The sequence below is a fragment of the Streptomyces sp. TLI_55 genome (assembly GCF_900206255.1).
GTDB lineage: Bacteria > Actinomycetota > Actinomycetes > Streptomycetales > Streptomycetaceae > Streptomyces > Streptomyces aquilus.
Map to the genome: position 1 here is coordinate 3,592,695 of NZ_OAOJ01000001.1, position 10,396 is coordinate 3,603,090.

Sequence of the window (10,396 nt, forward strand, 5' to 3'; positions counted from 1 at the left end):
TGGTCCCGCTCCCCACCGGCCCCTTCGGGCCACCCCGTTCACTTCCGCAACCGGGGCAGTCTCGCATGCCGTATGCCACGGCGACACCGGTGTCCCCCGCGGTTTACAGGATCTTGGCGCGCGCACCCACGCCGGTAATCTCTGGGTCACGTGTGATCTGTGGGGGGACTGTGCGAAGTAGAGCGGTGGCGGTGCTGGCGTGCTTGGTGACGGTGGCCGGGTGCTCGGGGGGCGGCGGTGGGGACGACCGCTCCGGGCGGGAGATCCTCGACGAGGCGAACAAGACGATGAGCGGGCTGACATCCGTGACCGTCGAGGGAACGAGCACCAACCCCGACGGCAAGAGTTTCACCGGCCGCATCACGACCGACCTCCACAGCCGGTGCACCTCGAAGACCACCTGGAGCTGGAACAAGGCAGCCCTCGAACAGATCCGGATCGGCAAGACGGACTATGTTCGCCCGAACCGCGCGTACATCGAGTGGTGGTCGGACAAGCCTATGAGCGGGCCCCAGAACACCTGGTTCAAGACCCCCACGAGCAAGGCCGAGCCGGGCGACGGCCTCGCCGCCTGCCCCCGGGGCTTCTCCTCCTTCGGCAAGGCGAAGAGGGGCGAGCCGACCGTGGTCGACGGCGAGGCGGCGATCGCGGTGATCGTGACGGACAAGTCGGTGCGGACGGGGAAGTACACGTTCTACGTCGCGACGGAGGGCAAGCCGTACCTGTTGAAGGTCGTGTACAAGGGGACGGACTTCCACACGACGACTACCTACAGCGCCTTCAACAAGCCCTTGGACGTGAAGCCGCCGACGAAGGTGCTGGACACGGAGGCGCTGGGCCTCTCGTGACGCAGCAGACGCTCGCCCGCTCGGTCATCGCCCCGCTGGGCGGGCTGCTGGAGGTCGGCGCGGTGACGGCGACGGGCACGTGGCGCCTGTCGGACGTCTCGGTGGGCGCGTATGTGACCGCCCACCAGGCCGAGGTCGACCACCTCCTGTCCGGCATCCACAGGGTGGGCGCGTTTGGTGAAGTGTTCCTGACGGTGCTGGACGAACTCGGCTACCTACGGGACCACGAGGTGACGGGCCTGGCTTTGTTGCTGTGGTCGGGTGGGGTGGAGGGCCTGCCGGTGGATGTGGCGGACCTGGAGGAACCGTCGACGGTACGCAGGATGTGCCGCATGGCAGCCGACCTCCAACTGACGGAGTTCCTGGACGCGTTGATCACGGCGGCGGTCGCGGCGGGGGTGGAGACGGGGGCGGCTGCCCGGAAGGTCGCCGAAGTCCTGGGGCTGGCGGCCGACTTGGCGGACGGGAGCGGCAGGTGCAGCCCGGCGGGCGTCTTCCGCACATGGCGGGTGGCACGTCTGCCGTCGTTGCTGCGGCCCGGGTCGGATGCGCCGGAGTGGGGGAAGGCGGGGTTTCGGGGGTATGAGCGGGGGTTGGCGGAGTTGCTGGACGGGTGAGCATGAACGGCCCGGGTTCTCCTCCACCTAGCCTGACGGCGTTACGGCTATCCGGTCACCCGTGTGCACGCCATCACGGACGGTGTTGTTCTACTCATCGCCGTCTTCATGGTCGTCGTAGTCCTCCGCGAGACGAAGCCTGGTTTCGCAGCCCGTCATCAAGAACGCCTGCTGTTCCGCAAGGGCATCGCCTCCGACGGCGCGCCCAGGTCTCCGGGGCCTCGGTGCGCAGGTCGAGCGCCAGCCAGTTGCCGCGGATGGTGCCGATGTCGTCGGCGAAGGAGCGGGGCAGGCCCTTGAACGGCGGCCGAGAACGTGGCTCCGCGGCCGACGGCACCCTCACCGGCTGGTCGCTCGGCTTCCCGTCGTACGAGAACCAGACCGTGAAAGGTCGACACGCTTATCGTTTCTCGATAACATCGAATCTCGATACATCGAAAAACGATAAGCGAGGCGGGGGACCATGTCCGAGGACCGGAAGATGCTGGAGCCGATGGCGACCGTGGTGTCGATAGCGCTGCGGGTGCTGTTGACGCTGGTGACGCTGGGGGTCGTCTTCAGAACCGTGCACGGCGGCTGGGGCGACGGCGGCGCCTGCATCACCGACGACTCGACCGGCGTCGGTATCGACAGCGGCTACTTCTTCCCCGAGAAGGGGGCCCAGGCCGACGCGATCCCGCACTACTGCGCCGAGGCGGCCAGCACCTCCCTGCAGTTCCTCGACCAGCTCAGCACCCTGCCCTCGGACCTGCTGCTGATCGGCGGGCTCTTCCTGCTGCACCGGCTCCTCCAGGGTGCCGCCCGGGACGGCGTCTACACGGCCATCACGGCCTCCCGGTTCCGGCTGCTCGGCTGGTGGCTGCTGGCCGGCAGTCTCGTCGCCGGCCTCATCGAGTCGAACGCCAAGGCCGCCGTGCTCGCGAAGCTCGCCACCAACCACGACTTCACGGCCGCCTCCTGGCTGGAGATGTGGTCCACCCCCTACCTGCTCATCCTCACCGGCCTCGGCCTCCTCACCTTCGCCCGTATCACCAGCGCCGGCGCCGCCATGCGCGAGGACCTCGAAGGTGTTGTCTGATGGGCGAGGAGGAGCATGAGGGTCATGACATCGAGGTGCATCTCGACCGGCTCCTCAGCGAGCGCGGGATGACCGTCACCGAACTCGCCCACCGCGTCGGCGTCACCAACGTCAACCTGTCCGTCCTCAAGAACGGGCGCGCCAAGGCGATCCGCTTCACCACCCTCACCCGGATCTGCGAGGTCCTGGACTGCCAGCCGGGCGACCTGCTCAGCTACCGGCCCAAGTCCTAGGGAGGTCCCAGGCAGACGAGGCAAAACTGTTTGCCGTCGGCCCGGCAGGACCGATAAGAAGCCTGCATGCTTAGAGGCAGCAAGGTCGGGCTCCGGGCCCGGCACGAGGACGACATCCCGGTTCTCCAGGCCGAGCTCTACGACGACGTGGTCAACACCGCGCGCGCCGACGGCCGGCCCTGGCGGCCGATCCCGCCCAGCACCACCGACGGGAAGTTCGTGGTGGACCCCACGGACGAGGAGAACCTCCCGTTCTCCGTGGTGGACCTGGAGAGCGGCGAGCTGGTCGGCGCCGCGACACTGTGGGGCCTCGACACCCACAACCGGTTCGCCCACATCGGCCTCGGCCTGCTGCCGTCCGCCCGCGGCAAGGGCTACGGCACCGACGTGGTCGCGGTGCTGTGCCACTACGGCTTCGTCGTCCGCGGTCTGCACCGGCTGCAGATCGAGACGCTGCCGGACAACATCGGGATGCTGCGCTCCGCCGAGCGCAACGGCTTCGTCCGCGAGGGCCTCCTGCGCTCCGCGGCCTGGGTGATGGGCGAGTTCATGGACGAGGTGATCCTGGGACTGCTCGCCGAGGAGTGGAAGCAGGGGGCGAAGGGCTAGGTCAGGCCCGATGTGAGCCCGACCCGGCGCGCGGCCGCCCCGATTCGGCACGCTTCCTCTGCGAACCGTCCGGCCACAGCTGCGGCCTGCGCTTGGCGGCGAGGTCCTCCGCCCAGCCGAACCAGACGATGCAGCTGCCGATGAGGATCCAGGTGAAGACGAGCACCGGCCACGGGCTCTCCAGGAACCAGGAGAAGTGCTGCCACATCAGGTCGATGCCCCACAGCCGGTCCCAGATCGTCATCGCGACGACGATGCAGGTGTTGTGCCACAGATAGATCGTCACGGCACGGGAGTTGAGGAGGGTGATCGGCCGGTCGAAGCGCTTCAGCCGCTTGGGCCACTCGGACCAGGACGGGCTGACGTGCAGCAGGATCATGACCGTGCCCAGCGACCACAGGGCCTGCGCGAAGGGCATGCTGTCGAGGTCGTTGCCCTGGGAGAAGTCGTGCTTGGTCGCGTACCAGAGGCCGAGCAGGGCGATGGCGGGCGCGACGGACGGGACGACGTAGCGCGGCAGTTGCCTGAGGATGCCCTCCTGGTGGGCCATGCCGAGGATCCAGCAGGCTCCGAAGGTGCTGAAGTCGGTGAGGGCGGAGGGGATGCGCTCGCCGGGCAGCGTGATGTAGCCGAACTCGAAGGCGGCGGACAGCACGATCGGCGCGAAGACGGTGGCGACCGGCAGGGCGCGCAGCGCCTTGAGGAGGAACGGCGACAGCAGGACGTACCAGAGGTAGGCGCGGATGTACCAGAGCGGTCCGGCGAGGTCCACGGCCCAGTTCTCGGCGAGGTAGCCGTGCACACCGGGCAGGCCCTCGGCGTACGGCGGGTCGCTCAACGGCAGCACCCAGTACGTGAGATGGAGCCACCACCAGCCCGGGTGGCCGTCGTCCGACGGACCCCAGCCCTGGAGGACCATGCCGGTGACGCCGACGACGCCCAGCAGCCACAGCGGCGGCAGCAGCCGGCGGACGCGGCTCTTGATGACCTGTACGGCCGGGCGCTTGAGCGAGCGGGCCATGAGGTTGCCGGCGAGCGCGAACATCACGCCCATGGAGGGGAACACCAGCGGCAGCCACGCCCAGCCCGTCAGGTGGTAGAGGACCACCCGGAACAGGGCGAGGGCCCGCAGCAGGTCGAAGTAGCGGTCGCGGACGGGGCCCTTGGGCCGCGCGGCGGCCGGTGGCTGCTGCTGCTGCTCGGGGACGGTCGGCACGAGGGGAACGGTCACGTCCACGGCTTTCTGAGACGGGGAGGGGTGGTACGGCGTGCTCATCAGACGGGCCTCCCGCCCATGACCTGCCGGCGTCCGGCGGGCGCGCTCGGCGGGGCGGAGACGCCGCCCTTGCGGCGCAGCTTCTGCCAGCGCAGCCGGCCGCCGGTGAGCGCCGTGATCCAGGACTGGAGCAGCACGACGTACATCAGCTGGCGATAGAGGATCTGCTGGAGCGGCAGCGAGATCAGCGGGGTCAGGCGCTCCCGGTCCAGGATGAACGCGTAGGCCGCGCACACCAGTTGGACGGCGAGGACGCCGAACCAGGCGAGGATCGTCTTGTCGGTGGGCCCGAAGACCAGGCCGTAGACGAGGAACACGTCGATCAGCGGCGCCAGCAGCGGCGCGACGACCATGAAGAGGGAGACGAGCGGCAGCCCGACGCGGCCGAAGCGCCCCGAGGGACCGCGTTCCACCAGCGCCCTGCGGTGCTTCCAGATCGCCTGCATGGTGCCGTACGACCACCGGTAGCGCTGGGACCACAACTGCTGGACGGACTCCGGTGCCTCGGTCCAGGCGCGGGCCTTCTCGGCGTAGACGACCCGCCAGCCGTCCCGGTGCATCGCCATGGTGATGTCGGTGTCCTCGGCGAGGGTGTCGTCGCTCATCCCGCCGACCCGCTCCAGGGCGGAGCGGCGGAACGCGCCGACGGCGCCGGGGATGGTCGGCATGCACCGCAGGACGTCGTACATCCGACGGTCGAGGTTGAAGCCCATCACGTACTCGATGTGCTGCCAGGCGCCGATGAGGGTGTCCTTGTTGCCGACCTTGGCGTTGCCGGCGACCGCGCCGACGCGCGGGTCGGCGAAGGGCTGGACGAGTTCGCGGACGGTGGCCGGTTCGAAGACGGTGTCGCCGTCCATCATCACGACCAGGTCGTGACGGGCGTTGGCCAGGCCCCGGTTGAGGGCGGCGGGCTTGCCCGCGTTGAGCTGTCTGATGACACGTACGTTGGGCAGTCCGAGCCCCTCCACCAGCCGGGCGGTGCCGTCGCTGGAGCCGTCGTCGATGACGATGACCTCGATGGGATGCTCGCTGCGCATCAGGGAACGCACGGTGTTCTCGATGCATTTGGCCTCGTTGTACGCGGGCACCAGCACCGACACCGGTTCGGTGACCGGCAGCGGGCCCCAGCGGAAGTCCCGGCGGCGGGTGCGGCGGGCGTGGAGGCCGGAGAGCAGCAGCATCAGGCCGAAGCGGGCGAGGACGAGGAAGCCGATGACCGCGAGGCAGACGACCAGGACGCCGGTGACGTGGTCGGAGGCGTCGACCAGGAGGATCCAGGCCTTGCCCTTCCACAGTTCCAGACCGGTGACCGGGGTGTGCGCGCTCGGCGCGTTGAGGGCCTCGGTGAGGTTCTGGAACTTGTAGCCCTTCTCCTTGAGCTGGGGAAGGAGCTGGTCGAGGGCCTGGACGGTCTGGTGGCGGTCGCCGCCGGAGTCGTGCATCAGGACGATCGCGCCGTGGCCGGGCTTGGGCGTGGAGTTGCGGACGATCTGCCGGACGCCCGGCTTGCGCCAGTCCTCGCTGTCGGTGTCGTTGACGATGGTGATGTAGCCGCGGCTGCCGATGTACTCGGTGACCGGCCAGGAGTTGTTGTCCATGTTCGCGGCCTTGGAGGAGTACGGCGGCCGGAACAGCGAGCTGCGGATACCCACCGCCCCCGCGAGCGCGAGCTGGTTCTGGGACAGCTCCCAGTCGATGCGCTGGGGCGACTGGTAGGACAGGTCGGGGTGGTTGAAGGAGTGCAGCCCGATCTCGTGGCCCTCGTCGACCATGCGCCGGACGAGGTCGGGGTAGCGGGAGGCCATGGTGCCGGTGATGAAGAAGACCGCGTGCGCGTCGTTCTTCTTCAGGGTGTCCAGCACCTTCGGGGTCCAGGTCGGGTCCGGACCGTCGTCGAAGGTGAGCACGACACTGTCGTCCGGCACGTTCATGGTGGTGCTGCGGCCGCTGCGGGTGTCGATGACCGGGCCGCCCTTGAGGATGTCCTGCGGCACCTTGTCGTTGGCCGTGGCGGGCGCCACCCGGTAGTCGGCGAGGATCTCGCTGTGGACGTAGCCGCGCAGCATCAGCATCGCCGTCATCGCGACGAGGACGAGCAGCGGCAGCAGCAGGCGCAGGGGCAGACGGCGACGGGAGCCGTCACGGGCTCCGGTCGCGGGCCCGGGACGGCTTGAGCGGGAGGCCATCAGAGGGTGTTCTCCAGGGGTGGTGCGGTGGAGAGGCCGGGCGCGCTGTCCGCGCCGTCGGCGAGGTTGTCCGTGCCGGCGCCGCCGCCGGCCGGGGAGTCGGACGGACCGGGCGGGGTGGACGGCGGGGTGAGGGACGGGTCGGGCGAGCTGGTGGTGGGCTCGTCGGTGGGCTGCGTCGCCGAGACGGAGGGGCGGGTGACCGGGCTGGTGGCGGTCTTGGTCGGCGTCGGCTTCGGCGCGGTGGACGCGCCCGGCGTGGTGGCGGTCGCGGAGGCACCGGGAGCGATGGCACTGGCGCCAGGCGCCGGGGTCGTGCCGTCGCCGAGGGTCGGCGAGGCGCCCGGCGTGACGCCGGTGGCGTCGGTGGGCGCGGCGGAGTCGGTGGGCAGCGGCGAGGTCTCCACCTGCCCGGCCTCCTTGCCCTCCTGGTCCGGCACGGGCAGCCAGGGGGCGTTGGAGTTGCCGGAGAGCATGGTGGCGATGATGACGACGGCGTAGATCGCGCAGGCGATGCCGACGAAGATGCCGATACGACGGAATCTGCGGCTGCGCCGGCCCGACTCGTCGACGAACACGGGCCCGTCGGAGCCGTCGGCGTCACCGACGCCACCGCCGCCGGCCTGGCCGACGAGACGGTGGTCGGCCCGCAGGGCGACGGCGTCCAGCTGGACGGTCACCTCGTGCGGGTCGTGGGTGCCGCCACCGGCCTCGCCGACGGCACCGCCGATGACAGCGCTCGGGTTCCACGGGTCGCGGAAGGCGGGGGCCGGGGACGGGATCTTCGACAGCGCCCCGGACTCGTCCACGGACTCATCCCCGGACTCATCCGCAGACGCGAGGACTTCGGTTCCTCTCGTCTCCGGGAACGCCTGGGTGCCGCCACCCATCGCAGGGAACGCCTGGGTGCCGCCACCCATCGCAGGGAACGCTTGGGTAGCGCCCTCCGTCGCAGGGACCTCCCGGACCCCGGATGCCGCATCGGGCCATTCCGGTTGGGTGTCTTCCCGCCATTTGTTCTCGCGCACGCAATCCCCCCACGGGACAGTTCCGGGTGCGCATACGACTTCGGGCACCCGTCGGCCGAACCAGGCCCCCACCCGGCCCGAGCGCCCCCTTTATCACACGGTGCTCAGGCCACGAATGTAGCGCACGCGAGGGAGGCGTGTTTGCCGTGTGTCACTTGTGGACATTTTCGATCGCCTTGTCCGTGGCCGGAAACCATCCCTCGGCGGGCCGGTTCAGCCACCCCTCCGCCGCCGCCAGCTCGGTCGCCGCGCGCCGAAGAGCATCCAAACCGGGGTGCACCAGCCCCTTCCGCCACACCAGGGACACAGGCGACAGCGGCACGGGATCGATCAACGGGCGCAACACGGTCGACGGCATGGCCGGAAAGTCCACCACGGCGAGAACCGGGTTCCTCGTCTTGGCCATGATCCTCTCGAACTCCTCGTGACCGACCGCCATCGGCGCGGGTGACGCCACCTCGATCCCGCGTCCCTCGAACAGGTGCCGGGCGACGTCGGTCCACTCGGGCGTCCGGGGATTCCCGGCCCCGGCGTACACCTCCTCGCCGGCCAGCTCGGCCAGCGGCACCGCGTCGAGCGCCGCCAGCCGGTGGTCCTCGGGCAGCACGACGGCCATGGGTTCGAGGCGGACGAGCAGATGGTCGAGACCCGAGCGCAGCGCCGGGTCCAGACCGGCGAACCGGCCGAACGACACGTCGAGACGACCGGCGAGAATCTCGGCCGCCGCGCCCGTCAGCCCGCTCTCGTAGCGGGCCATCAGCTCCTGCTCGGGGGCGAGTTCACGGGCCCGCCGCAGCACCCGGCTCCCGGTGCCGAGCCCCGGCGAGTTGACGTCGACGAGCAGCGGCCGGGCCTGTCCGAAGGCGGCGATCAGCTCGTCCTGCGCCGCGAGCACCCGGCGCGCGTGCGGCACCAGCCGCTCCCCGTCACCGGTCAGCGTGACCTGCCGGGTGGTCCGTACGAAGAGCTCGGCGCCCAACTCCCGCTCCAGCCGCCGCACATCACGGCTGAGCGCCTGCTGGGCGACGTACAGCCGGGCCGCGGCGCGCGTGAAGTGCAGCTCCTCGGCGACGGCGAGGAAGGCGCGCAGCAGACGGGGATCGAGATGGCTGGGTCCGGGCATCCGGTGAACCTACAACGCCCATGGCGATTGACAACAGCAGTGCGTCAATCACCGGACAGAAGGTGTTGGACCGCAAGATCACCCACCGGCGACGGTGGACCCATGCCGCAACCGACCCACCGCCCCCTCTTCACCACCACCGGCGAAACCCTGGTCATCGCCGACTTCACCCCGCGCCCACCCCGCACACCCCGCGAACCCGGCCCCTACCGCCGCCTCTTCACCCACCCCGGCACCCGCGCCTTCACCGCCGGCAACCTGCTGGCCCGGCTCCCCATGGGCATGTTCAGCGTGAGCGCGGTCGTCATGATCGCCGGGACGCGGGGGTCGTACGCCCTCGCCGGCGCCGTCACCGCGACGGGCCTCGCGGCGACGGCCGTACTGGCCCCCTTCACCGCCCGCCTCATCGACCGCCACGGCCAGGCCCGCGTCGCCCTGCCCGCCACGCTCCTCGCGGCCCTCGGCTCCCTCGCCCTCCTGCTCTGCGTACGCTACGACGCCCCGGCCTGGACCCTGTTCGCCGCGTACGCCGCCACCGCCACGACGCCCAACATCGGCGGCATGTCCCGGGCCCGCTGGGCCCATCTCCTCAAGGACGACGCATCGTCCCTGCACACCGCGAACTCGTTCGAGCAGGCCGCCGACGAACTCTGCTTCATGCTGGGCCCGGTGCTCGCGGCGCTGCTGTGCGGGACGCTCTTCCCGGAGGCGGGCACGCTGGTCGCGGCCGTACTGCTGGTGACGGGGATGCTCCTGTTCACGGCCCAGCGCTCGACGGAACCCCCGGCCCAGAAGCAGCCCCACACGAAGACACCGCTGCGGGCCCCGGGCATGCCCCCGCTGCTGCTCGCCTGCCTGGCCATGGGCGCGGTGTTCGGCTCGATGGAGGTCGTCACGATCGCGTTCGCGGACGCGCGGGGCCATGCGTCGGCGGCGGGGCTCGTCCTCGGCCTCCAGGCGGCGGGTTCGTGCGGGGCGGGCCTGGCGTACGGCGCGCTGAAGCTGCGCGGCCCAGCCGAGGCCCGCCACCCGTGGTGCCTGGCCGCGATGACGGCCCTCCTGGCGCTGCCCCTGCTGACGGCGGCCACGACGGGCTCCCTGCTCCTCCTCGCGGGCACCCTGCTGATCGCGGGGATGGCAACGGCTCCGACGATGGTCACCACGATGACGCTGGTCCAGGAACGCACTCCCGCAGGCCGCCTCAACGAGGGCATGACCCTCGCGGTGACGAGCCTGCTGGGCGGCATAGCGGCGGGCAGCGCGGTAGCCGGCTGGACGGCGGAGCACCTGTCACCGACAGCGGGCTACAGCGTGCCGGTAACAGCAGCGGCCGTCGCCTTGACCATCAGCCTCGCCACAAATTCTCGCGCGATCCATTGACTCGCCCACGCCCCG

The 10,396-nt window shown here is 70.4% G+C and carries 10 protein-coding genes; 6 read left to right on the forward strand and 4 right to left on the reverse strand.

All coding sequences use genetic code 11. The annotated features are described in order from the left end of the window. Nucleotides 1–170 precede the first annotated feature (170 nt). The 5 genes from CRP56_RS16595 to CRP56_RS16615 all read left to right on the forward strand — a co-directional run bounded on the left by CRP56_RS16595 (nt 171) and on the right by CRP56_RS16615 (nt 3,385). Complete coding sequence (locus tag CRP56_RS16595) at nt 171–848, forward strand: hypothetical protein (protein ID WP_257040803.1); 678 nt, start codon at nt 171–173, stop codon at nt 846–848. After that, nucleotides 845–1,465 (forward strand): hypothetical protein, encoded by a 621-nt coding sequence (locus CRP56_RS16600; protein WP_097264788.1) that lies wholly within the window; start codon nt 845–847, stop codon nt 1,463–1,465. The genes CRP56_RS16595 and CRP56_RS16600 overlap by 4 nt, the downstream gene beginning before the upstream one ends. Before the next feature lie 463 nt (nt 1,466–1,928). Next, on the forward strand, nt 1,929–2,543 hold the full coding sequence (locus CRP56_RS16605; RefSeq protein WP_097264789.1) for a hypothetical protein: 615 nt from the start codon (nt 1,929–1,931) through the stop codon (nt 2,541–2,543). Then, a complete protein-coding gene (locus tag CRP56_RS16610; RefSeq protein WP_097264792.1) occupies nt 2,543–2,776 on the forward strand; it encodes a helix-turn-helix domain-containing protein in 234 nt (77 codons plus the stop codon). The genes CRP56_RS16605 and CRP56_RS16610 overlap by 1 nt, the downstream gene beginning before the upstream one ends. Before the next feature lie 66 nt (nt 2,777–2,842). After that, entirely contained in the window at nt 2,843–3,385 is a 543-nt protein-coding gene (locus CRP56_RS16615; protein ID WP_097264794.1) for a GNAT family N-acetyltransferase, read from the forward strand. 1 nt (nt 3,386) lies between these two features. Here CRP56_RS16615 and CRP56_RS16620 read toward each other — a convergent pair whose 3' ends face one another. The 4 genes from CRP56_RS16620 to CRP56_RS16635 all read right to left on the reverse strand — a co-directional run bounded on the left by CRP56_RS16620 (nt 3,387) and on the right by CRP56_RS16635 (nt 9,001). Next, nucleotides 3,387–4,661, reverse strand: a complete 1,275-nt coding sequence (locus CRP56_RS16620) for an acyltransferase family protein (protein WP_097264796.1) — start codon at nt 4,659–4,661, stop codon at nt 3,387–3,389. After that, complete coding sequence (locus tag CRP56_RS16625; protein WP_097264798.1) at nt 4,661–6,850, reverse strand: bifunctional polysaccharide deacetylase/glycosyltransferase family 2 protein; 2,190 nt, start codon at nt 6,848–6,850, stop codon at nt 4,661–4,663. Before CRP56_RS16625 ends, CRP56_RS16620 begins: the two co-directional genes overlap by 1 nt. Next, nucleotides 6,850–7,659, reverse strand: coding sequence for a hypothetical protein (locus CRP56_RS16630; RefSeq protein ID WP_097264801.1), 810 nt, complete (start codon nt 7,657–7,659; stop codon nt 6,850–6,852). Before CRP56_RS16630 ends, CRP56_RS16625 begins: the two co-directional genes overlap by 1 nt. A 370-nt stretch (nt 7,660–8,029) precedes the next feature. Then, nucleotides 8,030–9,001 (reverse strand): LysR family transcriptional regulator, encoded by a 972-nt coding sequence (locus tag CRP56_RS16635; protein WP_097264803.1) that lies wholly within the window; start codon nt 8,999–9,001, stop codon nt 8,030–8,032. A 102-nt stretch (nt 9,002–9,103) separates the two neighbouring features. On the opposite strand from CRP56_RS16635, the gene CRP56_RS16640 reads away from it, so the two are divergent. Further along, nucleotides 9,104–10,381, forward strand: a complete 1,278-nt coding sequence (locus tag CRP56_RS16640; protein ID WP_097264805.1) for an MFS transporter — start codon at nt 9,104–9,106, stop codon at nt 10,379–10,381. Nucleotides 10,382–10,396: the final 15 nt, after the last annotated feature.

Excerpts from the sequence above, each read along its gene's own strand:
- CRP56_RS16605 (WP_097264789.1), top strand. The coding sequence starts at position 1,929 with ATGTCCGAGGACCGGAAGATGCTGGAGCCGATGGCGACCGTGGTGTCG.
- CRP56_RS16610 (WP_097264792.1), top strand. The coding sequence starts at position 2,543 with ATGGGCGAGGAGGAGCATGAGGGTCATGACATCGAGGTGCATCTCGAC.
- CRP56_RS16615 (WP_097264794.1), top strand. The coding sequence starts at position 2,843 with ATGCTTAGAGGCAGCAAGGTCGGGCTCCGGGCCCGGCACGAGGACGAC.
- CRP56_RS16620 (WP_097264796.1), bottom strand. The coding sequence starts at position 4,661 with ATGAGCACGCCGTACCACCCCTCCCCGTCTCAGAAAGCCGTGGACGTG.
- CRP56_RS16625 (WP_097264798.1), bottom strand. The coding sequence starts at position 6,850 with ATGGCCTCCCGCTCAAGCCGTCCCGGGCCCGCGACCGGAGCCCGTGAC.
- CRP56_RS16635 (WP_097264803.1), bottom strand. The coding sequence starts at position 9,001 with ATGCCCGGACCCAGCCATCTCGATCCCCGTCTGCTGCGCGCCTTCCTC.
- CRP56_RS16640 (WP_097264805.1), top strand. The coding sequence starts at position 9,104 with ATGCCGCAACCGACCCACCGCCCCCTCTTCACCACCACCGGCGAAACC.